The sequence below is a fragment of the Streptomyces sp. NPDC059957 genome (assembly GCF_042730015.1).
In the GTDB taxonomy this organism is placed as follows: domain Bacteria; phylum Actinomycetota; class Actinomycetes; order Streptomycetales; family Streptomycetaceae; genus Streptomyces.
This window is the reverse complement of record NZ_JBHWMB010000009.1, coordinates 20,094-46,572: the sequence shown is the minus strand read 5'-3', so window position 1 is coordinate 46,572 and position 26,479 is coordinate 20,094. Positions and strand designations below refer to the sequence as shown.

Genomic DNA, 26,479 nt, shown 5'->3' with positions numbered 1-26,479 from the left:
ACGGCCTTTCAGCCCAGCTCCGCCACGAGCTCCCCGGCCGTCACCCGGACGAAGGACCCGGGTACTTCGGCGGGTCCGGGGAAGAGCCGGTAGGCCGTCCCCGAACCGCCGTCCGGTGCCACGCTCGCGTGGGTCAGCGCCAGGAACGCTCGCTTCCCGGCGGCCAGTTCGGCGGCCTCCGCGTCCGCGTCGGCGCGGGGCAGGCGCTCCTCGGGCGGCTCCAGGGCGGCGATCCGCGCGGCGAAGGCGGCCGGCTCCTCGCCGGCCGCGGCCCGGTAGAGCCACAGCTCGTCGGTCGCCGAACTCCCGGTGGCCCGCCGGATCACCGTCACCACGCGGGTGCGGGCCGCCGCCCGCCACACGGCGAGGTCCCACAGGGTGGTGCGGGTGCCGGAGGTGAAGTGCGCCCACGCGTCCGAGGCCACGGCCGCGACCCGGTCTCCGCGCGGGGTGGCGCTCTCGAAGTCGCCCGACGGCGGCAGGCGCAGGTCCGCCCACAGCGCCCGCCGTGCGGCCAGGTCCACGACCACCGGCACCCGGGCCCGCGTCGCGGGGCCGCTCAGGGCGAAGCTCCGTACGGCCGTGCGCGGGCCGTCCGCAGGCCGGGACGTGAACCCGGTGAAGGCCCGGGCCAGCTCCTCGAACGGCACTGCGCTGTAGCCGGACACCAGCGGCACCGCGTACGCGTCCCCGCGCCCGGCGAGCCCCGCCAGGTCCAGGTCGACGTACTCCGTCTGCCCGTCCCGCCCCGGTACCGGAGCCCAGCCGTCGCCGCCGTCGTGCACGGCCCCGGCCCCGGACGCCCCGTACCCCGGGCGGTCGCGGTCGCACAGGCCGGTGAACTGCCAGTCGGCGTCGAAGAAGGCCACCGCCAGGTTCAGGAGCGCCACCTGGTCCCGGGCCTCGCTCCAGTGCAGGAACAGTCGCAGCGTCCCGCCCCCGGGCAGCGCCAGGACACTGCCCCGGGGCACCGCGACCGCGGACCCGCCGCAGGGCACGGGAAGTTCCGCGAGGCCGGAGTCCAGGACGGCCAGCTCGTACGGTTCCCCCTCGGCGAGGGCGAACCGGCGCAGCACCTCCGCCTCCAGCAGGGCCAGTGCCGCCGTGACGAGCGGGCCCGGAAGCGGCGGGCGCGCCTCCGGCACGGAGCGGACATGGCCGGCCGGGCCCTTGGGGAAGAACACGCGCCGCGAACCGGTCCGGTCCGAGGCGCGCCCGCGCAGGGCCCCGAGCGCGGCCAGCAGCGGGCCCGCGCCGACGGCGGGGAGAGCGCGGGCCAGCTCCCGGGCCGCCTCGGGGGCCAGGCAGTCGCCGGTGTGCAGGCGCAGCAGGTGGTCGAGGCGCAGGACGAGCTCGTCGGGGCGTTCCCCGGCCACCACGGCGGCGGCCCCGGGGTCCGCCCCTGCCAGGGCCTGTTCCAGCCGCCCGGCCCAGGTCGCGGGCCGGAGCCGGTCGCCCTCGACGCGTACGGCGTCCGGATGGGCGGCGGCGCCTTCCCGCAGGGCCGCGCCCATGGCTCCGGACAGCACGGTGCCCCGCAACACGGCGAAGGCCAGGGCGGCCCGGGGGCGGCGGGTGTACTGCTCGAAGGGGTGCAGGGTCTCGGCGGCCCGCTTCCAGGCCGTCGGATACCGCAGCAGTTCCTCGACGAGGCCGGGGGCGGGCAGCGCGTCGAGTACGCCGAGCAGTGCGCGGCGCAGCGGCCGGGAGGGGGAGCGGAACCCGGACGGCGGCGGCGCGAGCAGCCCCGGATCCCCGCCGGACAGCGCGGCGAGGAGCCGCAGCACGTCGGTGGCGCTGGTCAACCGCCCGGCCAGCAGCGGCAGTACGGCGGCCTGCGGGGCGGTGCCGGTCAGCAGGCGGGCCAGGATCAGCGCCCGCGTCTGCGGTACGGGGATCCGTACGGGCAGCCAGTCGTGGTCGGCCGGGGCCAGCCGGAGCAGCAGGGGCAGGTCGGCGTGGTCCTCGGGGGACAGCGGGGCCGGCCGGGCGAGCAGTGGGGCCAGCACCCGGGCGGCGTCGGCCGCGGGGTCGGTGCCGAGCCGCAGCAGCCGGAGCGGGCCGGGCGGGATCCCGGCTCCGTCGCTGTCGGCCGCGCGGTGCTCCGTAGCGGGGGTAGCGGGGGAAGCGGGGGAGGCGAGCGAGAGGAAGGGCGCGGCCGGGTCGACGGGGCGCCGGCAGACGGGACAGCCGGTGTCGGTGTGGTCGGCGCCGTCCCGGCGGGAGCCGTCCCAGCAGGAGTCGCAGACGAGATGGGCGCACGGGGCGAGGGGACGCACCGGGCGGGTACCCGCGCAGAGGGAGCACGGCCGGGCGGGGTCCCGGCGCAGCAGGGTGAGGACGCGGTCGGTGTACCAGCGCTCGGTGTCGTGCGGGATGGAGAAGGGGAAGCGGCGGAAGGCGGGCCGGGGTCCCGGGCCGTCGCCCGCGAGCCCGTCGGCCAGCGCCAGCAGGCGCGAGCGCTCCTCGGCGAGGTCGGTCGGCGCGAGGACGGCCAGGGCGGCGTACAGCTCCCGGCTCAGGGTGTGGCCGCGTTCCAGGAGTTCGCCCTCCAGCGGGCGGACCCCCTCGGTGCCGGGCGAGGCGGCGGCCGACGGCCGGTCGACGTAGACGGTCCGGAGCCGGCGCAGCATGAGCTCTTCGGCGGATCGGGTGACGGGCACGGCCTGGTTTCCCTCGTTTCCCTCCGCGAACGAAAAACGGGGGCGGAGAGAGGGCGCGCGGACTTTCCGTGAAAGGGAGAGGATGCGCGCCGGGGAGCCGCCCCCGTGGAGCAGATCCCATCACGGGCGGCCGCGCGGCGGCAAGCCGGTTACCCGGCCGGTGGCGCCAGCAGGGCCTTCACCAGGGCCCTCAGGGACAGCAGGAACAGCCTCTCCGGATCCACCGGCCGGGCCAGCGCGCGGGCCAGGGGCGGGTCGTGCGGGGCGTCGGCCGGGTCCCAGAGCTCGCTCTCGGCGGGGGACTGGGCGGGGGAGCGTTCGCGATTGCGCTCGACCAGGACGAAGCCGATGATCTGGAACTGGATCGCGCGCACCGCGTCCGCGGCCCGGGTCCCGCGCAGGCCGGCCGCGTGCACCTCGTGGACCAGTGCCTGTTGGGCGGGCAGGAACATCCGGTCGGTGAGGCCGCGCTCGTGGACCATCGCGATCAGGTGCGGGCGCTCGCGCAGCTCGCGGCGCAGGATCCGGGCGACCGAGAGGATGCGGTCGCCGGGGGTGCGGCCGGCCGGCCGGATGGCGCCCACCTCCTCCACGGTCCGCTCCACGAGGGCGTCGAGCAGCGATTCGCGGTTGCCGACGTGCCAGTAGATGGAGGTCACGGCGGTGCCCAGCTCGGCGGCGAGCTTGCGCATGGTGAGGGCGGCCGGGCCGTGCTGCTTGACCAGGGACGCGGCGGCGTCCAGTACCTCCGCGCGGGTCAGCGTGGTTCTGGCCATCGTGTCCGTCCCAACTTTCTGTCGATCCGTCAGATCGGTTACGTGCAAGGGTCTTTACCCTTCATCGGTGGCGGTGTAACTGTGTTACAGAACCAGCTGCGTCAGAACCGACCGAGTCCTGGACGAAGGATGGTGCGATAGATGGCACGCGTACGGTACGGAGCGCGCACCGAGGCAGAGATCGCCGCCGCGCGCGAAAAAGGTTCCAAGCTCCCCGACATCTGGTCCACCGGTGTGGTGGCCGTCTGGGAGACCGACCCGGACGTGGTGGCGGCGGTCCTCCCGCCGCCGCTGAAGCCCGCGGAGCGGCCCCTGGTGCGGGCCAACATCAGCAAGGTGGACCTGCCCGGCTACCCGCTCGGCGCCGGCTCGGTGGCCGTCGCCGCCCAGCACGGCGGGGTCGAGGGCTGGTACCCGCTGGTCATGCCGATGAGCATGGAGCGTGCCCTGATCGGAGGCCGCGAGGTCTTCGGCGAGCCGAAGAAGCTCGGCGAGATCACCGTCGAGCGCGAGGGCCTGGTCGTCCGGGCCTCCCTCGCCCGGCACGGGATCGCCTTCGTCGAGGTGCGCGGGGCGGTGGACCGCGAGCTGCCGCTGCCCGAGCCCACCGTGAAGACCGACTTCTACTTCAAGTTCCTCCCCGCGGTGGACGGTTCGGGCTTCGACGCCGATCCGGTGCTGGTGCACTGCACCCGCAACGAGAAGGTCCGCAAGCTGGAGCACATCACCGGCGACGTGGTGCTCCGGGAGTCGATGTTCGACCCCATCGCGGACCTCCCCGTACGCCGTCTCGTCGAGATCACCATCGGCGAGAAGACCACCGACCAGCGGGGCAAGGTCGTCGAGCGGGTCAGCGCCCAGGCCCTGCTCCCGTACATCCACCAGCGCTACGACGACCCGATGCAGATCCTCGACGGACCGCCCGAGGGGAGCGTCTGATGCGACTCGAACCGGGACAGGTGGCCGTGGTCACCGGAGCCGCGAGCGGCATCGGCCTCGCAATGGCCCGCCGCTTCGCCGCCGAGGGGCTGAAGGTGGTCCTCGCCGACGTGGAGGAGGGCGCCCTGCGCAAGGCGGCCGACGAACTCGCCGCCGACGGCGCCGAGGTGCTCGCCAAGATCGTCGACGTCAGCGACCGGGACTCCGTGATCTCGCTGGCCGACGCGGCGTACGAGACCTTCGGTGCGGTCCACGTCCTCTGCAACAACGCGGGCGTCGGTTCCGGCGCCGAGGGCCGCATGTGGGAGCACGAGCCCAACGACTGGAAATGGGCCTTCTCCGTCAACGTCTGGGGAGTCTTCCACGGCATCCAGGCCTTCGTCCCCCGCATGATCGCGGGCGGCGGCCCCGGCCACATCGTCAACACCTCCTCCGGCGACGGCGGCATCGCCCCGCTGCCCACCGCCTCCGTGTACGCGGTCACCAAGGCGGCCGTGGTCACCATGACCGAGTCGCTCTACGCCCACCTCAAGGCGGAGGGCGCGGCCATCGGCGCCTCCGTGCTCTTCCCCGGACCGCACATGCTGCGCACCGGCCTGTGGGAGTCGCACCGCAACCGGCCCGACCGGTACGCCAAGGAGCGCCCGCGCAAGTCCCCGTACCGCAGCCTCGACCAGTACGAAGCCGCCATGAAGCAGGCAGGCCAGGAGGTGAACTTCACCCCGGTCGAGGACGTCGCGGACCACGTCGTGGAGGGCATCCGCGCCGACCGCTTCTGGATGCTGCCCGACAGCGAGCACAGCGACCGGCAGATCCGCGCCCGGTCGCAGTCGATGCTCGACCGCGCCAACCCCGCCTACCTGGAAAGCTTCATCCTCGACTGAGGAGCCTCAATCGTGAGTGCGTACGAAGACCCGTACCTGATCATCTCCTCCGACTGCCACGCGGGGCTGCCGACCGAGCAGTACCGCCCCTACCTCGACAGCGCCTTCCACCCGCAGTTCGACCAGTTCCTCGGCGAACGCGACGCCCGCCGCGCCGAGGCCACCAAGCTGGGCGTGCGCAACGAGGCCTTCGCCGAGAAGTGGTTCCACGACCACGAGGAAGGCCTGAAGGGCGGCTGGGACGTCACCCAGCGGCTGAAGGAACTCGACGGCGACGGCGTGGCCGCCGAAGTCGTCTTCCCCGACGCCGACGCCGTGGACAGCCAGACCGCCGCCCCCTTCGGGGTGGGCCTCGGCCTCTCCGGCGACCAGGACCCCGAGCTCGGCATGGCCGGAGCACAGGCGCACAACCGCTGGCTGGCCGAGTTCGTCTCGGAGAACCCCGAGCGGCACTGCGGGGTCGCCCTGCTGCCCATCACCGGGGAACCGGACAAGGTCGTCGCCGAGATATACCGGGCCAAGGCGTCCGGGCTCGGCGCCCTGATGATCCCGGCCATGTGGGTGGACAAGGCCCCGTACCACGACCGGCGTTACGACCCGGTGTGGGCGGCGGCGGCCGAGACGCAGATGCCGATCGTCACCCACTCGGGCTCCTCGCCGCGCCACGAGTACGGGGACCACCTGGGCATCTTCGTCTCCGAGGTCACCTGGTGGCCGGCCCGCCCGCTGTGGTTCCTGCTCTGGTCCGGGGTCTTCGAGCGGCACCCGGGGCTGAAGTTCGGCGTCGCCGAGTCGGGCTGCTGGTGGCTGCCCAACCAGCTCTGGTTCATGGACCGGCTCTACCTCGGCGCGCACGGCGGCAAGAAGCTCTCGCCCTTCGAGGAACTGAAGCGGCCGCCGAGCGAGTACCTGGACCGGCAGGTGTTCATCTGCGCCACCAACACCAAGCGGCGCGAGCTGGCCCAGCGCTACGAGATCGGCGTGGACAACATCCTGTGGGGCTCGGACTTCCCGCACCCCGAGGGGACCTGGCCGAACACCCGGAACTGGCTGAAGAACACCTTCCACGACATCCCCGTCGAGGAGACCCGCCGGATGCTGGGCCTGGCCGCGGCGGACGTCTTCGGCTTCGACACCGAGAAGCTGGCGCCCATCGCCCGACGCATCGGCCCCACCCCCGCCGAGCTCGGCCAGAGCGCGGACCAGTCGGCCGTCGAAGCCTCCTGGTCGCGCTCGCGCGACGTGGGCCGGCACTGGCTGACCGACAACGACTTCCCGGTGCTGGGGGTGAACGAGTGAGCTCCCGGACACCGGCCACCCCGGAGGACCGCTACACGGTCATCTCCGCCGACTGCCACGCGGGCGCCGACCTGCTGGACTACAAGCCGTACCTGGAGAAGCGGTACCACGAGGAGTTCGACGCCTGGGCCGCCGGCTACGTGAACCCGTACGAGGACCTCCTCGCGGACACGGCCGACCGGAACTGGAACTCCCAGCGCCGGCTGGCGGAGCTGGAGGCCGACGGGATCGTCGCGGAGGTGCTCTTCCCGAACACCATCCCGCCGTTCTTCCCCAAGGCCTCGCTGATGGCCCAGCCCCCGACGGCGGCCGAGTACGAGATGCGCTGGGCCGGGCTCCAGGCCCACAACCGGTGGCTGGCGGACTTCTGCGCGGACGCGCCGGGCCGCCGGGCGGGCGTGGTCCAGATCCTGCTGAACGACGTGGACGCGGCGGTCGCGGAGATCCGCCGTACCCGCAACGCGGGCCTGACGGGCGGCATCCTGCTGCCCGGCGTCCCGCCCGGCTCCACCGTCCCCGAGCTCTACTCGCAGGTCTACGACCCGATCTGGGCCGTCTGCGACGAGCTGGACGTCCCGGTCAACCACCACGGCGGCTCCGCCTCGCCGCCCCTGGGCGACGAGCCGGCGGCGCGGGCCGTCTTCATGGTGGAGACCACCTGGTTCTCCCACCGGGCCCTGTGGCACCTCGTCTTCGGCGGCGCCTTCCGCCGCAACCCAGGGCTGAAGCTGGTCCTGACGGAGCAGGGCTCCGGCTGGATCCCGGGCGTCATCGAGATGCTGGACTACTACCACGGCCGCCTGGTCGCGGCCTCGTCCACCGCCGAGGCCAAGTTCGGGGCGGGCCTGGCCGAGTCCATGGGCAAGGGGCCGAGCGAGGTCTGGCGGGACAACTGCTTCGTGGGAGCGAGCTTCATGCGCCCCCACGAGGTCCCGCTGCGGGACCGGATCGGCCTCGACAAGATCATGTGGGGCAGCGACTACCCCCATGACGAGGGCACCACGCCCTACTCCCGCGAGGGCCTGCGCATCGCCTACGCGGGCCTGCCCCGCGAGGAGGTCGCCGCCATGGTCGGCGGCAACGCCGCCCGGGTGTACGGCTTCGACCTCGCCCTCCTCGACGCGGTGGCCGCCAAGCACGGCCCCCTCGTCTCGGAGGTCGCGCAGCCCCTGACGGAGGTCCCGGCGGGCGCCACCAGCCCGGCCTTCGCCCGCGGGGGCTCGGTCCGGGTCTGGTGACGGGGAGCGCGCGGACGCCCCGTAGCCACGCGGCCGCCTGACCCGGCGGCCGCCGGCGCCACGGGCGGTCCCGCCGGTGCGGCTCAGTCCCTGCGGACGAGCCGCTCCGGCGGGATCAGCTCCGCCCCCGTGACGTGCGTGCCCCGGCGCAGCTCGATCACCAGCTCCTCCAGGGGAGCGAGCGGCGACAGGTCCACGGTCCCGAGGCATTCGCTCAGCACCAGCCGGCGCAGCGCCGGGAGATCGCGCAGCGCCTCCAGACCGCCCTCCAGCGCGCACCGGATCAGCACCAGCCGGCCGAGGCGCTCGTACGGCAGGAGCGCCCCGGCCGATACGGGCGCGGCGTGCCGGATCTGCAGGGCGGTCAGCCCCCTCAGCGGCAGCGAGCGCACCAGCTGCCGGTACTGGCCGCTGCCGGCGACCGTCAGCTTCTCCACCCGCGGCCACCGCTCGATCCCGTCGAGGGTCATCCGGCGGGCGCCCTGCCACAGGTGCAGCGCGGTCAGCGAGTCCGCGGCGGGGACGTCCCCGATCCGCCGTTGCTCCGGCTCGAAGCCGATGACCAGCGAGCGCAGGCCGGCCGCGCCCGCCAGCGGGGCGAGCGAGAGGTCGTCCCGCAGGTAGCCGAAGGCGAGGCTGTCCGCGCGCAGTTCGCCGACCACCTCGATGCCGGTGACCTTCGGGCAGTCCAGTACGCCCAGGTGCCGCAGCTCCGTCCGCCCGGCCAGCGGGGACAGGTCGGCGAGGCGCGCGTTGCGGTGCAGGATCAGCGACTCCAGGTCCCGCCGCGCGGAGATCTCCCGCGGCACCGGCCCGTCCCAGGTGACGTGCAGCCGGTGGACGTGCGGGAGCCGGTCCAGGGCCCGCAGCTGTCCGGCGGTGCGCACGTGCAGGTGGGCCGCGCGCATGGGGGCGTCCGCGAGCACCGTGTCCACGTAGGCGTCCACGGGGAACCGCCCCCAGGCGTCGGACAGTTCGCGGCCCACCTCGTAGCGGTCGTCGGTCCGGAAGCCCGCGATCACCTGGAGGGCCCGGTCGCCGCCGACCAGCGCCGCGGTACGGATCGTCGCGGCGGCCTCGTCCTCGGTGAGCCCGGCCGGCTCCGGCAGCAGCTCCAGGACCAGCTCGCCCGCCTTGGCCAGCTCCCCGGCCTGGCTCGGGGAGCGCGGCGGCAGCAGCCGGGCCGTACGGGCCTCCACCTCGCGCCAGACCTCCGGGTCCAGCTCCGGCGCGTGCTCCAGACAGGCGGCCGCGAGCAGCACCAGGCGGCTTCGGTCGGCTTCGACCTGGTCGGCGCGGTGCAGCAACTGCCTGAGCAGTGAAGCGCGTTCGTCGGGGCGGGCGTGCCCCACGGCCATCCGGACCACGTTGTCCCAGGTGTCCTCGTGGGCGTTGCGGACCAGGACGCCGAAGTCCCGTGCCTCCACGGCCGCCTTGGCGCCGAGGTAGTCCTGGAAGGTGCGGTGGACGAACAGCACCGAGCCCGGTACGGGCTCCCGGAGCAGTCCGCTGCGGATCAGCAGGTGCCGGAACACCGTCTGCGCGCTGCCCTGCGCCTTCACCTGCGGCATGGCGTCGAGCGATTCGGCGATCATCCTGACCGCCTCCTCGGCGGAGGCCTCCACCTGCCCGTTGCGGATCAGCCAGTACGCGAGCCGCTGGAGCAGCAGGGTCTGCTCGTCCCGGCTGAGGTAGACGCCCTCGACCCCGGAGATGTCCCGCTCGCTGTCGCGGCGGATCAGCAGCATGTCCAGCGCCGCGTCGTAGAGCTCCTTGCGGGCCCGGGGCAGGTGCATCCGGCGGTCCCGGTTCAGGGCGCAGAGCAGGGCGCACATCAGGGGGTTCGTCGCGAGCCGGCCCAGGTCCCGGCGGGTGGCGACGGCTTGCAGGAGCGCCTTCTCATACCGGTCGAGCAGCTCGCGCTCCCGGCCGGCGCCCTCGCCGTCGGCTTCCGCGCGGGCGGAGTCGTGCCAGTGCGTGATGAAGGCGCCGACGTCGTCGCGTTCCATCGGCAGCAGGGCCGGCGAGGAGAAGCCCTGGGCGGTGAGCCAGTCCTCCGGCACGGCCGAGGGGCGGGTGGTGACCACGAAACGCGCCGCCGGGTACGCGGTGAGCAGCTCCCGGAGCCAGGACTCGGTCCGGCTGCGCAGGTGCGGCGGCACCTCGTCGACCCCGTCGACCAGCACCAGCGCCCGCCCGGCGGCCAGGAGCTGCTCGACCCAGCCTTCCGGGGCCGTCAGGGGGACCCCGGTCGCGGTCAGCCAGTCGCCGGGCCGCGGGAGCCCGGCGGGGGAGTTGAAGGAGCGCAGCGGCAGGACGAAGGGGACCAGGGTGTTCCAGTCGCGCAGCTGGGGGCCGAAGCTGCTGCGGGCGGCGTTCAGGGCCAGCCACTGGACGAGGGTGCTCTTGCCCGAGCCGGCCGGGCCGCGCAGCAGGACCCGCTCCGCGGCGTTCAGGGCCACCTCGGCCTTGACCGGGGTCTGCGGGCCGGGCTCCTCCAGGAGCTGTGCGCCGCTGACGGCGAGGCTGATGTAGGCGAGGTCCAGGGGCCAGTCCTGGCGGTCCTGGCTGAAGGTCAGCCCGAACAGCTGGACCCGCGCCTGGGCCCGGGCCACGTGGTGCGCGTACTCCTCCTCGAACCGTGCCGCCCGGTCGGCCGCGCCCTCGCTCCCGCCGGCCTCGCCCCCGCCGGCCGCTCCCTCGCCGGCCGCGCTTGCACTTCCCGCGCCCGCGCTCCCGCCCGCCAGGTCCTGCGTCCCGCTCCCGCCCGCCGCGCGGCACAGGGCGAACAGCTGCCGGTAGGCGGCCGCCGCGGCACGGCTCAGGGAGGCGTCCGCCGGGGGACCGTCCGCGAGCTCCGGGCCGGTGTCCGCCGAGAAGAGGGCCCGGGCCTCCCTCGGCCCCAGCGCGGCGAAGGCCTCGCCGACGGCGGTCACCGCCGCCAGCCGGTCGGCCTCGGCGAGTTCCGCGGGACCTGCGGGCCCCGCGAGACCTCCGAGACCCGCGGGCCCGGCGAGCGCCCCGGTCAGCCGGCCCGCCAGCTCGTGCGCGAGGCGCCGTACCGCGGGATCGCCCGGTTTCGCCGGCCGGAGCCGGCGCGCCGGTCCCGGCCGTGACCTCGCCAGGGCCAGCGCCACCGCCTCGGCGGTCCTTAAGACCGCAGCCTCGAAACCCGCCCCTGAGTCCGTCATCCCCATGCCCTCCCCTTGCCCGGACACCCTCACCCGGAAGCATCTCGTGAACCGTCGGTAACACCGATGGATACCGATCGGTAACAACCTCTAGCCGAGCCCCCGAACACGCCTCTATGGTGCGGACATGCCGAACCTGCCCGATGTCGTGCTGTGGTCCATACCCGCCTTCGTCCTGCTCACCGTGATCGAGCTCGTGAGCTACCGCATCCATCCCGACGAGGACGCCGCCGGGTACGAGACCAAGGACGCCGTCACCAGCCTCGGCATGGGGATCGGCAGCCTGGGCTTCGACTTCCTCTGGAAGATCCCGATCGTCGCGATCTACACCGCGGTCTACGAACTCACACCGCTGCGCGTCCCCGTCCTGTGGTGGACCATCCCGCTGATGCTGCTCGCCCAGGACTTCCTCTACTACTGGCAGCACCGCGGCCACCACGTCATCCGGATCCTGTGGGCCTGCCACGTCGTCCACCACAGCAGCCGCAAGTTCAACCTCACCACCGCCCTGCGCCAGCCCTGGACCAGCGCCACCTCGTGGCCCTTCTACCTCCCGATGATCGCGCTGGGCGTGCACCCGGCCGCCATCGCCTTCTGCTACTCGGTCAACCTCGTCTACCAGTTCTGGATCCACACCGAGCGCATCGACAAACTGCCCCGGCCGATCGAGTACGTCTTCAACTCCCCCTCCCACCACCGCGTCCACCACGCCTCCCAAGGCGGCTACCTGGACCGCAACTTCGGCGGCATCCTGATCGTCTGGGACCGGATGTTCGGCTCCTGGGTCGGTGAGACCGACAAGCCCGTCTTCGGCCTCACCAAGAACATCGGCACCTACAACCCGCTGCGCGTCGCCACCCACGAGTACGCCTCCATCGCCCGGGACGTACGCGGGGCCACCACCTGGCGCGAGCGCGCCGGACGCGTGTTCCGCGGCCCCGGCTGGCAGCCCGCGCAGGCGGTGCAGCCCGCGCAGACGGTGCAGGCGCCTCAGGCCGAGCAGACCGCGCGGACCGCCCCGGGCCAGGCGCCCGCTCCCGCCCCGGAGCACGCCGCGTGAGCGCCACCGGATCCACCGAGCGCGCGGGGTCCCGTACGCCGGCCTGGGCGCGCCCCGTCATCCCCCCGGGCTCCGGCTTCGCCACCAGGGCGCTGCTCGTGGCCTTCGCCGCAGCCACCGCCCTGGACCTCGGATCCCTGCTGGCGGGCTGGCACACCGGGCACTTCATCGCCAAGCCGCTGCTGATGCCGCTGCTCGTCGCCTACGTCATCACCCTGCGCGCCCCCCGGCTGCTGGTCGCGGCCCTGCTGTTCGGCTGGGGCGGCGACCTGGCCCTGCTCTTCGACGCAGACCTCGCCTTCCTGATCGGCATGGGCTCCTTCGCCGCCGGGCACGTCTGCTACCTCGTGCTGTTCGGCCGCCGCCGGACCGGCCCCCTGCTCGGGGCCGCGTACGCCGCCGCGCTGCTGTCCACCGTCACCCTGCTCTGGAGCGACCTGCCCGCGGAACTGCGGATCCCGGTCGCCGGGTACAGCCTGCTGCTCACCGCCATGGCCTACCGTTCCAGCGCGCTGGGGCGCAGGGCCGGGCTCGGCGGGGCGCTGTTCCTGCTCTCCGACACGCTCATCGCCACCGGGGTCGCCGAGTGGCCCCAGCTGCCCCGCGCGGACTTCTGGGTCATGGCCACCTACGTGGCGGCCCAGTACCTGCTGGCCACGGGAGCACTCGCGCCGGAGCGGGCGTACGGTAGGGAGGCCCTACAGGGCTCAACCACTTCCTAACCGGAGGACTGCACCACCATGCGCGCCACCGTCATCCACGCCCCGCACGACATCCGCGTGGAGGAGGTGCCCGACGCTGCGATCCAGCGCCCCGAGGACGCCGTCGTCCGCGTCCTGCGTGCCTGCATCTGCGGCAGCGACCTCTGGGCCTACCGCGGCGAGGCCAAGCGCCGGCCGGGCCAGCGGATCGGCCACGAGTTCCTCGGCGTCGTCGAGGAGACCGGCTCCGCCGTCTCGGACCTGCGCGCCGGAGACCTCGTCGTCGCCCCCTTCATGTGGTCCGACGGCACCTGCGCCTACTGCACCGAGGGCCTCTACACCTCCTGCGAGCACGGCGGCTTCTGGGGCTCGGTCGGCCACGACGGCGGCCAGGGCGAGGCCGTCCGCGTCCCGCACGCCGACGGCACGCTCGTGAAGCTGCCCGCCGACGCCGCATCCGACGACCACCTGCTGACCGCGCTGCTCGCGCTGTCCGACGTCATGGGGACCGGCCACCACGCCGCGCTCGGCGCGGGGGTCCGCAAGGGCTCCACGGTCGCCGTCGTCGGCGACGGCGCGGTCGGCCTGTGCGGGGTCCTCGCGGCCAAGCGCCTGGGCGCCGAGCGGATCATCGCACTGGGCCGGCACGCCGTCCGTACGGACATCGCCAAGCTCTTCGGGGCCACCGACGTGGTCGCCGAGCGCGGCGAGGCCGCCGAGGCGGCCGTGCGCGAACTCACCGGCGGCCAGGGCGCCCACTCGGTCATCGAGGCGGTCGGCACCGAGATGTCCATGCGCACCGCCGTGAACATCGCCCGCGACGGCGGAGCCATCGGCTACGTCGGCGTCCCGCACGGCAGCGGCACCGGCCTCGACCTCGGGGTCATGTTCGACCGCAACCTCACCCTGCGCGGCGGGGTCGCGCCGGTCCGGGCGTACATCCCCGAGCTGCTCGCGGACGTGCTCAGCGGGGCGATCGACCCGTCGCCGGTCTTCGACCGGGCCGTCACCCTGGACGAGGTCCCGGAGGGCTACCGGGCGATGGACGACCGCAGCGCGCTGAAGGTCATGATCAAGCCCTGACGGCAGGGCCTCGACGCACGGAAGGGCCGGGCGGGATGTTCCCCGCCCGGCCCTTCGGTGTTTCAGGGTGCCGGCGTTTTCAGCGTGTCAGCGTGCCGGAGGATCCAGCCGGTTACTTGACGGCCTTCAGCGCGTCGACCACGCCGTAGCCGTAGTAGCCCGTCTGGCCCCAGCCGCTCTCGCAGGTGGTGGCGTCGATCAGGGTGCCCGCGGCGTTGAAGATCTGCGACGGGCAGGCCGCCTTGGTGGCCTGGCCCTTGAGCAGCGCCTGGATGATCGCGGGCGAGGCGTACGGGTGGGCGCTCTTGAGGAGCGCCGCGACACCGGCGACGTGCGGGGCGGCCATGGAGGTGCCCTGCTTGTAGCCGTAGCCGCCGCCCGGAACCGTCGACAGCACGCGGCCGTTGGCGTCCGGGGTGGCCGGGATCTGCCACTTGTCGCCACCGGGGGCGGCGACGTCGACGACTCCGAGGCCGTAGCTGGAGTAGTACGAGCGCAGGCCCTTGTCACCGGTCGCCGACACCGTGACCACGCCCGGGAGCTGGGTGGGCAGGTCGAGGCAGACGCTCGGGTCGATGGTGCGCGGCACCGGGGTGGTGTCGTTCGGGCTGGTGTCGTCGAGGATCGAGTCGCCCGCCAGGTCGTGGTTGGAGTTTCCGGCCGAGGCCACGTGCAGCGTGCCCTTGCGCTCGGAGTACTTGGTGGCCCGGCCGATGGCCTCCACCAGCGCCTTCTGGTCGTCGTCGGCCTTGCAGTTGTAGAGCCAGGGGTCGACGTAGTAGCTGTTGTTGGTCACCTCGATCCCCTTCTCGGCGGCGAACATGAAGCCGCAGACGACCGCCTCGGTGTAGAAGAGGCTGGTGCCGGGCTCGCTCACCTTGATGCCGGCGACCTTGACGCCCGGCGCGACACCGCTGATGCCGAGGCCGTTGCGCGGGGCCGCGATGGTGCCGGCCACGTGCGTGCCGTGGTCGCTGCCGTCCACGTACGGACGCCAGGCGCCCTCGCTGGTGTCCGCGACGCCGCCGACACAGTTGGCCGACTGCTCCTTGGAGAAGTTCGGCGCGATGTCGGGGTGAGTGTCGTCGACACCCGTGTCGATGACGCCCACAGTGACGTTCTGGCTGCCATCGTTGATCTTGTGAGCCTGATCGGCCTTGATCGTCCGCAGGTCCCACTGGTTGGACTCCAGCGGCTCCTGACCCTCCTGGGCCGCCGCTGCCGCCTTGGCGGCGTCCGCCGCGCTCAGCTGCTGCGTCGCGCCCTCGTCGGTGGTCTGCACCGCCGAGAGGGGGGCCGTACGGGTGGCGCCGACCGAGTCGAACAGACCCCGGTTGGCACGCAGCTGCTTGGCGAAGTCGGGGTTCTGAGAGTGCGCGACGACGACACCTATCTGCTCATAGGCCGTCACCACCGTTCCACCGGCCCGCTCGATGGCCTTCTTCGCCGCCGTCACCGTGGCATAGGTCTTCAAGTTCGCCACGTACGACAGCTTCGGGCCGGTCGTCCCGGCCGTAGAGGTCGCAGCCGCGTCCGCCGTGATGCTCAACGGGGCGGCTGAAGCCGCGACCGAGGGCAGGAAGGCGAGCGAGGCGGTGAGCGCCAGGCCGACCGGTACGGCGAGAGCACGCCGGCGGCCGGATCCCAGATGAGCCATGGGTTCTCCAGATCATCCTTGAAAAAGCCGTCCGGGCGCGGTCGCGACGGACGGGTTCATGACAGGCGAACTTAGCGTTTCCGTTCCCCTCTGCGCCATTAGTTCGAGGAATCAGTTCCCGAAGAAACAAACAGGTGTTGAACCACCCCGACGCGCCGGACGTGCCGTTGACAGGGGGATCGGCACCACCGTCCCCCCACGGAGGTTGTTTTGTCCGTCATCCCCACCGCACCCGCGTCACAAGGAGAGTCCCCCGTGACCACCGAAGCAGCGCCGCCCCCGGGCAGCACGGGAACGCCGCCGGCGACCCCCGCGGCCGAAGAGTTCGTACGCGTCCAGCAGAGCGAGGAGTTCGCCGAACTGCGACGCGCCCACCGCTCCTTCGCCTTCCCGCTCACCGTGGCGTTCATCGCCTGGTACCTGCTCTACGTCCTGCTCTCCAACTACGCGGGCGGCTTCATGGGGACGAAGCTCTTCGGCAACATCAACGTGGCCCTCGTCCTGGGCCTCGGCCAGTTCGCGACGACCTTCCTCATCGCCTGGCTGTACTCGCGCCACGCGGCGACCCAGCTCGACCCCAAGGCCTCGGCCATCAAGGCAAGGATGGAGGCGGGCGAATGAGCGCGCCGCTGTACGTGGCGGTCGCGGGAGCGGCCACGGCGGGAACGACCACCGCTGCCGGCGCCTCCGAGCACCGCCCGCTGATCATCACCCTGTTCGGGCTGTTCGTCGTCGCCACCCTGGCCATCACGGTCTGGGCCGGACGCCAGACCAAGGACGCCGCCGACTTCTACGCGGGCGGCCGCCAGTTCACCGGATTCCAGAACGGCCTGGCCATCTCCGGCGACTACATGTCCGCCGCGTCCTTCCTCGGCATCGCCGGGGCCATCGCGCTCTTCGGCTACGACGGCTTCCTCTACTCGATCGGCTTCCTCGTCGCCTGGCTGGTGGCCCTGCTCCTGGTCGCCGAGCCGCTGCGCAACTCCGGCCGCTACACGATGGGCGACGTGCTCGCGTACCGGATGCGCCAGCGCCCCGTGCGCACCGCCGCCGGCACCTCCACCATCGTGGTCTCGATCTTCTACCTGCTCGCCCAGATGGCCGGCGCCGGCGTGCTCGTCTCGCTGCTCCTCGGCATCACCAGCGACTTCGGCAAGGTCGTGATCGTCTCCCTGGTCGGCATCCTGATGATCCTCTACGTCACCATCGGCGGGATGAAGGGCACCACCTGGGTCCAGATGATCAAGGCCGTGCTGCTGATCGCGGGCACGCTGCTGATCACCTTCCTGGTGCTGTGGAAGTTCAACTTCAACGTCTCGGACCTGCTGGGCAAGGCCGCCGACAACAGCGGGCAGGGCGTCAAGTTCCTGGAGCCCGGCCTGAAGTACGGCAAGGACTCGCTCTCGAAGCTGGACTTCCTCTCGCTCGGCCTCGCCCTGGTCCTGGGCACCGCCGGCCTGCCGCACATCCTGATCCGCTTCTACACGGTCCCCACGGCCAAGGCCGCCCGCAAGTCCGTGAACTGGGCCATCGGCATCATCGGCGCCTTCTACCTGATGACGATCGTCCTCGGCTTCGGCGCCGCGGCCCTGCTCAACCGGGCCGACATCATCGCCTCCAACAAGGCCGGCACCACCGCGGCCCCGCTGCTCGCCCAGGAGATCGGCGGCGGTTCGGGCTCCACCGGCGGCGCGGTCCTGCTCGCCGTGATCTCGGCGGTGGCCTTCGCCACGATCCTCGCGGTCGTCGCGGGCCTGACCCTGGCCTCCTCCTCGTCCTTCGCGCACGACCTCTACGTCAACGTGATCCGCAAGGGCAAGGCCACCGAGAAGGAAGAGGTACGGGCGGCCCGCTGGTCCACCGTGGTCATCGGAGCCGTGGCCATCGGTCTCGGCGCCCTGGCCCGCGACCTCAACGTGGCCGGCCTGGTCGCGCTGGCCTTCGCGGTCGCCGCCTCCGCCAACCTGCCGACGATCCTCTACAGCCTCTTCTGGAAGCGCTTCACCACCCAGGGCGCCCTGTGGTCCATCTACGGCGGCCTGGTCTCCTCGGTCGTCCTGGTGCTCTTCTCGCCGGTCGTCTCCGGCAAGCCCACCTCGATGTTCAAGGGCGCCGACTTCTACTGGTTCCCGCTGGAGAACCCCGGCATCATCTCCATCCCGCTCGGCTTCCTGCTCGGATGGCTGGGAACCGTCCTCTCCAAGGAGAAGGCCGACCCGCAGAAGTTCGCCGAGCTCGAGGTCCGCTCGCTCACCGGCACCGGCGCCCACTGACGGCCTGCGCCTCACCGGATTGCTCCGAACACCCAGCGTGGCCGTGTCGTATTTCCCTACGACACGGCCGCGCCCCGTCTCGTTCATTCGGGCACCCCTATACGTCACGGGGGTCGCGTAGGCTCGTCAGTAGCGCTCGTACTCTCATCCACTACGGCGCAAACCTCTACAAACCGGACAGGGGAGGGGGCTCACAGTGCTTCTCGACACTTACGGCCGCGTGGCCACTGACCTGCGTGTCTCGCTCACCGACCGGTGCAATCTGCGCTGTACGTACTGCATGCCCGAGGAGGGCCTGCAGTGGCTCGGCAAGTCCGATCTGCTCAGCGACGAAGAAATCGTCCGGCTGATCCGCATCGCCGTCACCCAGCTCGGGATCAAGGAAGTCCGCTTCACCGGCGGCGAACCGCTGCTGCGCCCCGGCCTCGTCGGGATCGTCGAGCAGTGCGCGGCCCTGGAACCCCGCCCCAAGATGTCGCTGACCACCAACGGCATCGGCCTCAAGCGCACCGCGCAGGCCCTCAAGGCCGCCGGCCTGGACCGGGTGAACGTTTCCCTGGACACGCTGCGGCCCGAGGTCTTCAAGACCCTGACCCGGCGCGACCGCCACAAGGACGTCATCGAGGGCATGGCCGCCGCCCGCGACGCCGGCCTCACCCCCGTCAAGGTCAACGCGGTCCTGATGCCCGGACTCAACGACGACGAGGCCCCCGACCTGCTGGCCTGGGCCGTGGAGAACGAGTACGAGCTCCGCTTCATCGAGCAGATGCCCCTCGACGCCCAGCACGGCTGGAAGCGCGACGGCATGATCACCGCCGGTGACATCCTGGAATCCCTGCGCACCCGCTTCACGCTCACCGAGGAAGGGTCCGAGGAGCGCGGCTCCGCCCCGGCCGAGCGCTGGGTCGTCGACGGCGGCCCGGCCACCGTCGGCGTCATCGCCTCGGTCACCCGCCCGTTCTGCGGCGCCTGCGACCGTACGCGCCTCACGGCCGACGGCCAGATCCGTACGTGCCTCTTCGCCACCGAGGAGTCCGACCTGCGCGCCGCCCTGCGCTCGGGCGCCCCGGACGAGGAGATCGCCCGCCTGTGGAAGGTGGCGATGTGGGGCAAGAAGGCCGGGTCCGGCCTCGACGACCCGACCTTCCTGCAGCCCGACCGCCCGATGTCGGCGATCGGCGGCTGACCGCCGTCACCGCCGTCACCGCCGTCACCGCCGTCACCGGCGGTTCGGAGCGACCCCGAGGGCTCGCAGTGGCTACGGCCGCTGCGAGCCCTCGGGCGCTTCCCACTCGTCGAGCTTGACGACGTCCTTGAGGAAACCGCGGACCCCCAGGAACTGGGACAGGTGCTCGCGGTGCTCCTCGCACGCCAGCCAGGTCTTGCGGCGCTCGGGGGTGTGCAGCTTCGGGTTGTTCCACGCCAGGACCCACACGGCCGGCTCGCGGCAGGCCTTGGCGGAACAGGTGGGCGCCTCGTCGGCGGAAGCGTCGTTCAGAAGTGCGTCTAGGGGATTCACGGCTCAACCCTAAGACGGAATGGCGACGCCGAGCAGCCACGGGGGGAGCTGCCCGGCGTCGGTCCGTCGCTCCGACGGGGGATGCGGAGCGCGTAGGCAGTATGTCACGCAGGACCCGGTGCGGTGCACTGGAACTTCATGATTGATCTGAGCTTTTCTTGAGGTTCCCGTCGCCCAGAGCGGGGCGCACGGGCGCCGGAACGAAGTGGGACGGCAGGGACGGCGTCGATTCGCGCCCGGCGTTGGCGATGACCACCGCGATGTACGGCAGCAGCGCCCCCGCGACGAGCGTCACGATGGCCACGGGCCGCTGCACGTTCCACAGGACGATCGTCGCGACGACCGACAGGGTTCTGATCAGCATCGAGATCACGTACCGGCGCTGGCGTCCCCGTACGTCCTCGGCGAGGCTCATCCGCGCCCCCGTGATCCGGAAGACCTCGGACCCGTTCCGCTTCGTCCGCTCCACAACCCACCACCCGATCGATCGCCGGACACTCCCCGGCCCGGACGCCTCCACGGTACGCCGCCCGCCCGGAGCCGGGCAGAGGGGGTGTCCCCCGAATGGAGCCGCCCGAAATGCGCAATAGGCCGGACGGGTCGAGACTGGGCCCACATGCGCACAACGCGCCAGGAGGAGGCTCGACATGGGTTGGTTGTGGGCGATCATCGTCGGCTTTGTACTGGGACTGATTGCCCGGGCGATCCTGCCGGGCAAGCAGCACCAGCCCCTTTGGCTGACCACCATCTTCGGCATCGTCGGCGCGGTCCTCGGCAACGCCGTGGCCACGTGGATCGGCGTCAACGAGACCAAGGGCGTCGACTGGATCAGGCACCTGCTGCAGCTTGCGGGAGCCGTCGTGGTGGTCGGTCTCGGCGACCTGATCTACAGCTCGCTGCGCGGCGGCAAGAAGCAGATGACCTGAGGGCTCCCGCCCTCGCCGAGGCGGAGCACGACGGAGGGGGGGGGCTCGGAGAACCGGCTGGGCGGGAGCCCCCCCCTTGGCGGCCAAAGGGTACCCCAACAAGTAAACCCCCTATATGGGGGGAGCGACCGAAGGGGGGCCGCCACCACCCCGCACTGTCCGGGCCGGCCCCTCCGCTGTGCTGCCGAGGCGGCGCCTAGCCGGTGACCTCCACCGCCGCCAGGTTCTTCTTGCCGCGGCGGAGCACCAGCCAGCGCCCGTGCAGCAGGTCCTCCTTGGCGGGGACCGCGTCCTCGGAGACGACCTTCGCGTTGTTCACGTAGGCGCCGCCCTCCTTGACGGTCCGGCGCGCGGCCGACTTGCTCGCGACCAGCCCGGTCTCCGCCAGCAGGTCGACGACCAGACCCGGCTCCGCCACCTTCGCGTGCGGCAGCTCGGACAGGGCCGCGGCCAGGGTGGCCTCGTCCAGGTCCGCCAGCTCGCCCTGGCCGAACAGCGCCTTGGACGCCGCGATCACGGCCGCGCACTGGTCCGCGCCGTGCACCAGCGTGGTCAGCTCCTCCGCCAGCGCCCGCTGGGCGGCACGGGCCTGCGGCCGCTCGGTGGTCTGCGCCTCCAGCGCCTCCAGCTCCTCACGGGTCTGGAAGGACAGGATGCGCATGTAGGTGGAGACGTCCCGGTCGTCCACGTTCAGCCAGAACTGGTAGAACGCGTACGGGGTGGTCATCTCCGGGTCGAGCCAGACGGCGCCGCTCTCGGACTTGCCGAACTTGGTGCCGTCCGCCTTGACCATCAGCGGGGTCGCGATGGCGTGGACGTGCGCGTCCGGCTCCACCCGGTGGATCAGGTCGAGACCGGCCGTCAGGTTGCCCCACTGGTCGGACCCGCCCTGCTGGAGCACGCAGCCGTGCCGGCGGTACAGCTCCAGGAAGTCCATGCCCTGGAGCAGCTGGTAGCTGAACTCCGTGTAGCTGATGCCCTGGTCGGACTCCAGCCGCTTGGCGACCGAGTCCTTCGTCAGCATCTTGTTCACGCGGAAGTGCTTGCCGATGTCCCGGAGGAACTCGATGGCGGACATGCCCGCCGTCCAGTCCAGGTTGTTGACCATGACCGCAGCGTTCTCGCCCTCGAAGGACAGGAACGGCTCGATCTGGGTGCGCAGGCGCGTCACCCAGTTCGCGACGGTCTCCGGGTCGTTCAGGGTGCGCTCGGCGGTCGGGCGCGGGTCGCCGATCTGACCCGTGGCCCCGCCGACCAGCGCCAGCGGACGGTGGCCCGCCTGCTGGAGCCGGCGCACGGTGAGGACCTGCACCAGGTGCCCCACGTGCAGCGAGGCCGCCGTCGGGTCGAAGCCGCAATAGAACGTGACGGGACCGTCCGCGAACGCCTTGCGCAGCGCTTCTTCGTCGGTGGACTGGGCGAAGAGCCCGCGCCACTTCAGTTCGTCGACGATGTCCGTCACGGTTCTGGGTCTCCTTGAACGAGGTGGAACAGAAAGCTGAGGGATTCCCCGCCAGTCTAGGCGGGGAAGCCCCGCACCTCTCACGCTTTGTTGATCCGTCCCGTTGGTCGGACGCCCTTGATCAGACTCCCTTGCTGACCGAGCTCATGTTGAAGTCCGGGATCCGCAGCGCCGGCATCGCGGTCCTGGTGAACCAGTCGTTCCATTCGCGCGGCAGGGTCTTCTCGGTCCGGCCGGCCTCCGAGGCCCGCGACAGCAGGTCCACGGGGGACTCGTTGAACCGGAAGTTGTTGACCTCGCCGACGACCTGGCCGTCCTCCACCAGGTAGACGCCGTCCCGGGTCAGCCCGGTGAGCAGCAGCGTCGCCGGGTCCACCTCGCGGATGTACCAGAGGCAGGTCAGCAGCAGCCCGCGCTCGGTGGCGGCCACCATCTCCTCCAGGGACTTCTCACCGCCGGCGTCCAGGATCAGGTTCCCGAAGGAGGGGGAGACCGGCAGGCCGGTCAGCTCCGCGGTGTGCCGGGTCGTGGTCAGCCGGGCCAGCTCACCGTCCTTGATCCATTCGGTCGCCGGGACCGGCAGGCCGTTGTCGAAGACGGAGGCGTCGTCGCCGGAGCTGTGCGCGATCACGAACGGCGCGGACTCCAGGCCCGGTGCGTTCGGATCGCTGCGCAGGTTCAGCGGCAGCGGGGAGAGCCGCTCGCCGAGCCGGGTGCCGCCGCCGGGCTTGGAGAAGACCGTCCGGCCCTCCACCGCGTCCCGGGCCGCCGCCGACCACATCTGGTAGATCACCAGGTCGGCCACGGCCGTGGGCGGCAGCAGCGTCTCGTACCGCCCGGCCGGAAGGTCGATCTTCCGCTCCGCCCAGCCGAGGCGCACGGCCAGCTCCGCGTCCAGCACGGTCGGGTCCACGTCCTTGAAGTCCCGGGTCGCGCGGCCGGCCCAGGCCGAGCGCTGGCGGTCCGGGGACTTGGCGTTGAGCTCCAGGGTGCCGTTGGGCTGGTCGTGGCGCAGGCGCAGCCCCGTAGAGGTGCCCACGTACGTGGACACCAGCTCGTGGTTGGCGAAGCCGTACAGCTCGCGGCCGCCCGCGCGGGCCCGGGCGAAGGCCTCGCCGAGGGCCGGGGCGAAGTCCGCGAACACCGCCGAGGAGGTCTCGGCCGGGGCGTCGGCGAAGTCGGGCGAGGACGGGGTGCCGGTGACCAGCGGCCGTGCGTCCTCCGCCGGTCCGGCGCCGCGGGCGGCCGCCTCGGCGGCCCGGACCAGCGGCTCCAGCTCCGCGGCCGTGACGGCGGAGCGCGAGACGACCCCCGAGGCCGTGCCCTCCTTGCCGTCGACGGTGGCGATGACCGTGAGGGTCCGCCCGCGGGTGACCCCGTTGGTGGTCAGGGCGTTGCCCGCCCAGCGCAGGTTCGCGCTCGACTCCTCGTCGGCGATGACGACGCAGCCGTCCGCGGTGGACAGCTCCAGCGCCCGCTCGACGATCTCGTGGGGCTTGGTGGTGCGACTCGACGAGGTCATCGTCCGGCCTCCTGCGTGGTGTTCAAGATGTTCACGTCGCGGAACAGCGCGGACGGGCAGCCGTGCGAGACCGCCGCGACCTGGCCCGGCTGGGCCTTGCCGCAGTTGAAGGCGCCGCCCAGGACGTAGGTCTGCGGACCGCCGACCTTCTCCATCGAGCCCCAGAACTCCGTGGTCGTGGCCTGGTAGGCGACGTCGCGGAGCTGTCCGGCGAGCTTCCCGTTCTCGATGCGGAAGAAGCGCTGCCCGGTGAACTGGAAGTTGTAGCGCTGCATGTCGATGGACCAGGAGCGGTCGCCGACCACGTAGATCCCGCGTTCCACCCCGCCGATCAGGTCCTCGGTGGAGAGCCCGCCCGGATCCGGCTGGAGCGAGACGTTCGCCATGCGCTGGACGGGCACGTGCCCGGGGGAGTCGGCGTACGCGCAGCCGTTGGAGCGGCCGAGGCCGGTCAGCTTCGCGATGCGCCGGTCCGTCTGGTAGCCGGCCAGGGTGCCGTCCTTGACCAGGTCCCAGCTCTGGGCCTCGACGCCCTCGTCGTCGTACCCGATGGTGGCCAGCCCGTGCTCGGCCGTCCGGTCGCCCGTCACGTTCATGATCGGGGACCCGTAGGCGAGCTTGCCCAGCTGGTCGAAGGTGGCGAAGGAGGTCCCGGCGTACGCAGCCTCGTAGCCCAGCGCCCGGTCCAGCTCGGTGGCGTGGCCGATCGACTCGTGGATGGTGAGCCACAGGTTGGACGGGTCCACGACCAGGTCGTAGCGCCCGGCCTCGACGCTCGGCGCCCGCATCTTCTCGGCGAGCAGCCCGGGGATCGCCTCCAGCTCGGCGTTCCAGTCCCACCCGGTGCCCGTCAGGTACTCCCAGCCGCGCCCGGCCGGCGGGGCGATGGTGCGCATCGAGTCGAACTCGCCGGTGTCGGCGTTCACGGCGACGGCGGTCAGCTGCGGGTGGATGCGGACCCGCTGCTGGGTGGTGGAGGTGCCGGCGGTGTCGGCGTAGAACTTGTTCTCGTGGACCGCGAGCAGCGAGGCGTCCACGTGGGCCACCCCGTCGGCCGCCAGGAGGCGCGCGCTGAAGTCGGCGAGCAGCGCGGCCTTCTCCGTGTCGGGCACCTCGAAGGGGTTCACGTCGTAGGCGGAGATCCAGGTCTTGTCGGCGTGCACCGGCTCGGCGGCGAGCTCGACCCGCTCGTCCGATCCGGCCGCCTTGATGATCTGGGCGGAGAGCTTCGCCATGGCCACGGCCTGCGAGGCCACCTTGGCGGCGGCGTCCATGGTCAGGTCCACACCGGAGGCGAACCCCCAGCTGCCCCCGTGCACCACGCGGACCGCGAAGCCGAGGTCGGTGGTGTCGGACCCGCCGGAGGGCTTGGCGTCGCGGAGTCGCCAAGAGGCGCTGCGGATCCGTTCCAGGCGGAAATCGGCATGATCGGCGCCCAGCGCGCGGGCCCGCGCGAGCGCCGCGTCGGCCAGCGCCCGCAAGGGCAGCGCGGTGAAGGCCGCGTCGATGGAATGGGGCACGGAGGTCCTCCCGGGGGTCTGGACAGCAGGCACGATCATGTCGCGTCGGGGCTTGCCGTGCCTACATCTTTCTGTAGGGACTCGACAGAGCCCGTACCGAGGCCCTGTCGGAGCTCGATTCTCCGGAAGGGGTACTTGACCTATAGGTTTTTGGTATTCAGACCGCTAGTCGAAAGGGTGATCCGTTGAGCCGCTCGGTTCTCGTCACCGGAGGTAACCGGGGCATCGGCCTCGCCATCGCCCGAGCCTTCGCGGAAGCGGGGGACAAGGTCGCGATCACGTACCGGTCGGGCGAGCCCCCGGCAGAGCTCACGGCCCTGGGCGTGCTGGCGGTCCGCTGCGACATCACCGACTCCGACCAGGTCGACCTCGCGTACAAGCAGGTCGAGGACGCCCACGGCGCGGTCGAGGTCCTCGTGGCCAATGCGGGCATCACCAAGGACACGCTGCTGATGCGCATGTCCGAGGAGGATTTCGCCTCGGTCGTCGACACCAACCTCACCGGCACCTTCCGGGTGGTCAAGCGCGCGAACCGCGGCATGCTCCGCGCCAAGAAGGGCCGCGTGGTCCTGATCTCCTCGGTCGTCGGCCTCCTCGGCTCGGCCGGCCAGGCCAACTACGCCGCCTCCAAGGCGGCGCTGGTCGGCTTCGCCCGTTCCCTCGCCCGCGAGCTGGGCTCCCGCAACATCACCTTCAACGTCGTCGCGCCCGGCTTCGTGGACACCGACATGACGAAGGTGCTCAACGACGAGCAGCGGGCCGGCATCGTCGGCCAGGTGCCCCTGGGCCGCTACGCGCAGCCCGAGGAGATCGCGGCCGCCGTCAGCTTCCTGGCGTCCGACAACGCCGCGTACATCACTGGTGCCGTCATTCCCGTTGACGGCGGATTGGGCATGGGTCACTGATCACCATGAGCGGAATTCTCGACGGCAAGCGCCTCCTCGTCTCCGGGGTGCTGATGGAGTCCTCCATCGCCTTCCACGTCGCCAAGCTGGCCCAGGAGCAGGGCGCCGAGGTCATCCTCACCGCGTTCCCGCGGCCGACGCTGACCGAGCGCATCGCCAAGAAGCTGCCCAAGCCGGTCAAGGTGATCGAGCTCGACGTCACCAACGACGAGCACCTGGCCCGCGTGGAGGAGCTCGTCCGCGCGGAGCTCGGCGGCCTCGACGGCGTCGTCCACTCCATCGGCTTCGCGCCGCAGGACGCGCTCGGCGGCAACTTCCTGAACACCCCCTTCGAGTCGGTCGCCACCGCCATGCACGTCTCGGCGTTCTCGCTGAAGTCGCTGACCATGGCCTGCAAGCCGCTCTTCCCGGAGAACGAGGGCGCCTCGGTCGTCGGCCTCACCTTCGACGCGCAGTACGCGTGGCCGCAGTACGACTGGATGGGCCCGGCCAAGGCCGCGCTGGAGGCCACCAGCCGCTACCTCGCCCGCGACCTGGGCAAGGAGAAGATCCGCTGCAACCTGATCTCGGCGGGTCCGCTCGGCTCGATGGCCGCGAAGTCCATCCCGGGCTTCTCCGACCTGGCGGACGTCTGGAACCACCGCTCCCCGATGGAGTGGGACATGTCGAACCCGGAGCCGGCCGCCAAGGGCGTCGTCGCGCTGCTGTCGGACTGGTTCCCCAGCACCACCGGCGAGATCATCCACGTCGACGGCGGTCTGCACGCGATGGGTGCCTGACCTCCCCGGTCCGGACCCCGTTCCATCCGTACGGCGGCGGGGGGGGGGGGGCTTCCCGGGGGGGGGGGGGGGGGGGGGAAAG

At 72.0% G+C, this 26,479-nt stretch carries 22 protein-coding genes; 13 read left to right on the top strand and 9 right to left on the bottom strand.

The genetic code is table 11. From position 1 onward, the window contains the following. Window positions 1–8 precede the first annotated feature (8 nt). Together ACFWBW_RS08580 and ACFWBW_RS08575 are read right to left on the bottom strand one after the other, a co-directional pair. On the bottom strand, window positions 9–2,663 hold the full coding sequence (locus tag ACFWBW_RS08580; protein ID WP_385369690.1) for an MXAN_6230/SCO0854 family RING domain-containing protein: 2,655 nt from the start codon (window positions 2,661–2,663) through the stop codon (window positions 9–11). A gap of 149 nt (window positions 2,664–2,812) precedes the next feature. Then, window positions 2,813–3,439: a TetR/AcrR family transcriptional regulator gene (locus ACFWBW_RS08575; RefSeq protein WP_385369688.1), complete on the bottom strand. Its 627-nt coding sequence runs from the start codon at window positions 3,437–3,439 to the stop codon at window positions 2,813–2,815. 141 nt (window positions 3,440–3,580) lie between these two features. On the opposite strand from ACFWBW_RS08575, the gene ACFWBW_RS08570 reads away from it, so the two are divergent. The 4 genes from ACFWBW_RS08570 to ACFWBW_RS08555 are packed head-to-tail and all read left to right on the top strand — an operon-like array spanning window position 3,581 to window position 7,799. After that, complete coding sequence (locus tag ACFWBW_RS08570; RefSeq protein WP_385369686.1) at window positions 3,581–4,378, top strand: acetoacetate decarboxylase family protein; 798 nt, start codon at window positions 3,581–3,583, stop codon at window positions 4,376–4,378. Then, complete coding sequence (locus tag ACFWBW_RS08565) at window positions 4,378–5,262, top strand: SDR family NAD(P)-dependent oxidoreductase (protein ID WP_385369684.1); 885 nt, start codon at window positions 4,378–4,380, stop codon at window positions 5,260–5,262. Before ACFWBW_RS08570 ends, ACFWBW_RS08565 begins: the two co-directional genes overlap by 1 nt. A 12-nt stretch (window positions 5,263–5,274) precedes the next feature. Then, window positions 5,275–6,561 carry an amidohydrolase family protein gene (locus ACFWBW_RS08560; RefSeq protein ID WP_385369682.1) on the top strand — a complete coding sequence of 429 codons (1,287 nt, stop codon included), beginning with the start codon at window positions 5,275–5,277 and terminating at the stop codon, window positions 6,559–6,561. After that, window positions 6,558–7,799: an amidohydrolase family protein gene (locus ACFWBW_RS08555; RefSeq protein ID WP_385369680.1), complete on the top strand. Its 1,242-nt coding sequence runs from the start codon at window positions 6,558–6,560 to the stop codon at window positions 7,797–7,799. Before ACFWBW_RS08560 ends, ACFWBW_RS08555 begins: the two co-directional genes overlap by 4 nt. An 83-nt stretch (window positions 7,800–7,882) precedes the next feature. Here ACFWBW_RS08555 and ACFWBW_RS08550 read toward each other — a convergent pair whose 3' ends face one another. Beyond that, window positions 7,883–10,990 (bottom strand): NACHT domain-containing protein, encoded by a 3,108-nt coding sequence (locus ACFWBW_RS08550; RefSeq protein ID WP_385369678.1) that lies wholly within the window; start codon window positions 10,988–10,990, stop codon window positions 7,883–7,885. A 127-nt stretch (window positions 10,991–11,117) separates the two neighbouring features. Here ACFWBW_RS08550 and ACFWBW_RS08545 point away from each other — a divergent pair, with 127 nt between their 5' ends. The 3 genes from ACFWBW_RS08545 to ACFWBW_RS08535 are packed head-to-tail and all read left to right on the top strand — an operon-like array spanning window position 11,118 to window position 13,834. Next, on the top strand, window positions 11,118–12,050 hold the full coding sequence (locus ACFWBW_RS08545; protein ID WP_385369676.1) for a sterol desaturase family protein: 933 nt from the start codon (window positions 11,118–11,120) through the stop codon (window positions 12,048–12,050). Between the two features lie 59 nt (window positions 12,051–12,109). Further along, window positions 12,110–12,772: a lysoplasmalogenase gene (locus tag ACFWBW_RS08540; protein WP_385369852.1), complete on the top strand. Its 663-nt coding sequence runs from the start codon at window positions 12,110–12,112 to the stop codon at window positions 12,770–12,772. A gap of 18 nt (window positions 12,773–12,790) precedes the next feature. Beyond that, entirely contained in the window at window positions 12,791–13,834 is a 1,044-nt protein-coding gene (locus tag ACFWBW_RS08535) for a zinc-dependent alcohol dehydrogenase family protein (RefSeq protein WP_385369674.1), read from the top strand. Window positions 13,835–13,946: 112 nt separating this feature from the next. Here the strand turns inward: ACFWBW_RS08535 and ACFWBW_RS08530 are convergent, their stop codons facing one another. Then, window positions 13,947–15,491 carry a S8 family serine peptidase gene (locus ACFWBW_RS08530; protein ID WP_385369672.1) on the bottom strand — a complete coding sequence of 515 codons (1,545 nt, stop codon included), beginning with the start codon at window positions 15,489–15,491 and terminating at the stop codon, window positions 13,947–13,949. 255 nt (window positions 15,492–15,746) lie between these two features. Here ACFWBW_RS08530 and ACFWBW_RS08525 point away from each other — a divergent pair, with 255 nt between their 5' ends. The 3 genes from ACFWBW_RS08525 (at window position 15,747) to moaA (ending at window position 18,950) form a co-directional block, all read left to right on the top strand. Further along, window positions 15,747–16,112: a DUF485 domain-containing protein gene (locus tag ACFWBW_RS08525; RefSeq protein WP_385369670.1), complete on the top strand. Its 366-nt coding sequence runs from the start codon at window positions 15,747–15,749 to the stop codon at window positions 16,110–16,112. Beyond that, window positions 16,109–17,764, top strand: coding sequence for a cation acetate symporter (locus tag ACFWBW_RS08520; protein WP_385369669.1), 1,656 nt, complete (start codon window positions 16,109–16,111; stop codon window positions 17,762–17,764). Before ACFWBW_RS08525 ends, ACFWBW_RS08520 begins: the two co-directional genes overlap by 4 nt. Before the next feature lie 196 nt (window positions 17,765–17,960). Continuing rightward, window positions 17,961–18,950, top strand: a complete 990-nt coding sequence (gene moaA / locus ACFWBW_RS08515; RefSeq protein ID WP_385369667.1) for a GTP 3',8-cyclase MoaA — start codon at window positions 17,961–17,963, stop codon at window positions 18,948–18,950. 72 nt (window positions 18,951–19,022) lie between these two features. Here moaA and ACFWBW_RS08510 read toward each other — a convergent pair whose 3' ends face one another. After that, window positions 19,023–19,283, bottom strand: coding sequence for a hypothetical protein (locus ACFWBW_RS08510; RefSeq protein WP_385369665.1), 261 nt, complete (start codon window positions 19,281–19,283; stop codon window positions 19,023–19,025). Window positions 19,284–19,419: 136 nt separating this feature from the next. Then, window positions 19,420–19,752, bottom strand: coding sequence for a DUF3099 domain-containing protein (locus tag ACFWBW_RS08505; RefSeq protein WP_375954655.1), 333 nt, complete (start codon window positions 19,750–19,752; stop codon window positions 19,420–19,422). Window positions 19,753–19,930: 178 nt separating this feature from the next. Here ACFWBW_RS08505 and ACFWBW_RS08500 point away from each other — a divergent pair, with 178 nt between their 5' ends. After that, entirely contained in the window at window positions 19,931–20,209 is a 279-nt protein-coding gene (locus ACFWBW_RS08500; protein WP_385369663.1) for a GlsB/YeaQ/YmgE family stress response membrane protein, read from the top strand. A 196-nt stretch (window positions 20,210–20,405) separates the two neighbouring features. Here ACFWBW_RS08500 and tyrS read toward each other — a convergent pair whose 3' ends face one another. The 3 genes from tyrS to ACFWBW_RS08485 form a co-directional block, all read right to left on the bottom strand. Then, window positions 20,406–21,671 carry a tyrosine--tRNA ligase gene (tyrS, locus tag ACFWBW_RS08495; protein WP_385369661.1) on the bottom strand — a complete coding sequence of 422 codons (1,266 nt, stop codon included), beginning with the start codon at window positions 21,669–21,671 and terminating at the stop codon, window positions 20,406–20,408. A 121-nt stretch (window positions 21,672–21,792) separates the two neighbouring features. After that, entirely contained in the window at window positions 21,793–23,193 is a 1,401-nt protein-coding gene (locus tag ACFWBW_RS08490) for a metallopeptidase TldD-related protein (RefSeq protein WP_385369659.1), read from the bottom strand. Next, window positions 23,190–24,752 (bottom strand): TldD/PmbA family protein, encoded by a 1,563-nt coding sequence (locus tag ACFWBW_RS08485; protein ID WP_385369658.1) that lies wholly within the window; start codon window positions 24,750–24,752, stop codon window positions 23,190–23,192. The genes ACFWBW_RS08490 and ACFWBW_RS08485 overlap by 4 nt, the downstream gene beginning before the upstream one ends. A 146-nt stretch (window positions 24,753–24,898) precedes the next feature. Here ACFWBW_RS08485 and fabG point away from each other — a divergent pair, with 146 nt between their 5' ends. Together fabG and fabI are read left to right on the top strand one after the other, a co-directional pair. Continuing rightward, window positions 24,899–25,618 (top strand): 3-oxoacyl-[acyl-carrier-protein] reductase, encoded by a 720-nt coding sequence (gene fabG, locus ACFWBW_RS08480; RefSeq protein ID WP_385369656.1) that lies wholly within the window; start codon window positions 24,899–24,901, stop codon window positions 25,616–25,618. A 5-nt stretch (window positions 25,619–25,623) separates the two neighbouring features. After that, window positions 25,624–26,397: an enoyl-ACP reductase FabI gene (gene fabI / locus ACFWBW_RS08475; protein WP_385369654.1), complete on the top strand. Its 774-nt coding sequence runs from the start codon at window positions 25,624–25,626 to the stop codon at window positions 26,395–26,397. Window positions 26,398–26,479: the final 82 nt, after the last annotated feature.

Coding starts and splice junctions, on each gene's coding strand:
- ACFWBW_RS08575 (WP_385369688.1), bottom strand. CDS start 3,439: ATGGCCAGAACCACGCTGACCCGCGCGGAGGTACTGGACGCCGCCGCG.
- ACFWBW_RS08570 (WP_385369686.1), top strand. CDS start 3,581: ATGGCACGCGTACGGTACGGAGCGCGCACCGAGGCAGAGATCGCCGCC.
- ACFWBW_RS08565 (WP_385369684.1), top strand. CDS start 4,378: ATGCGACTCGAACCGGGACAGGTGGCCGTGGTCACCGGAGCCGCGAGC.
- ACFWBW_RS08550 (WP_385369678.1), bottom strand. CDS start 10,990: ATGACGGACTCAGGGGCGGGTTTCGAGGCTGCGGTCTTAAGGACCGCC.
- ACFWBW_RS08545 (WP_385369676.1), top strand. CDS start 11,118: ATGCCGAACCTGCCCGATGTCGTGCTGTGGTCCATACCCGCCTTCGTC.
- ACFWBW_RS08535 (WP_385369674.1), top strand. CDS start 12,791: ATGCGCGCCACCGTCATCCACGCCCCGCACGACATCCGCGTGGAGGAG.
- ACFWBW_RS08530 (WP_385369672.1), bottom strand. CDS start 15,491: ATGGCTCATCTGGGATCCGGCCGCCGGCGTGCTCTCGCCGTACCGGTC.
- ACFWBW_RS08520 (WP_385369669.1), top strand. CDS start 16,109: ATGAGCGCGCCGCTGTACGTGGCGGTCGCGGGAGCGGCCACGGCGGGA.
- ACFWBW_RS08500 (WP_385369663.1), top strand. CDS start 19,931: ATGGGTTGGTTGTGGGCGATCATCGTCGGCTTTGTACTGGGACTGATT.
- ACFWBW_RS08490 (WP_385369659.1), bottom strand. CDS start 23,193: ATGACCTCGTCGAGTCGCACCACCAAGCCCCACGAGATCGTCGAGCGG.
- ACFWBW_RS08485 (WP_385369658.1), bottom strand. CDS start 24,752: ATGATCGTGCCTGCTGTCCAGACCCCCGGGAGGACCTCCGTGCCCCAT.
- fabI (WP_385369654.1), top strand. CDS start 25,624: ATGAGCGGAATTCTCGACGGCAAGCGCCTCCTCGTCTCCGGGGTGCTG.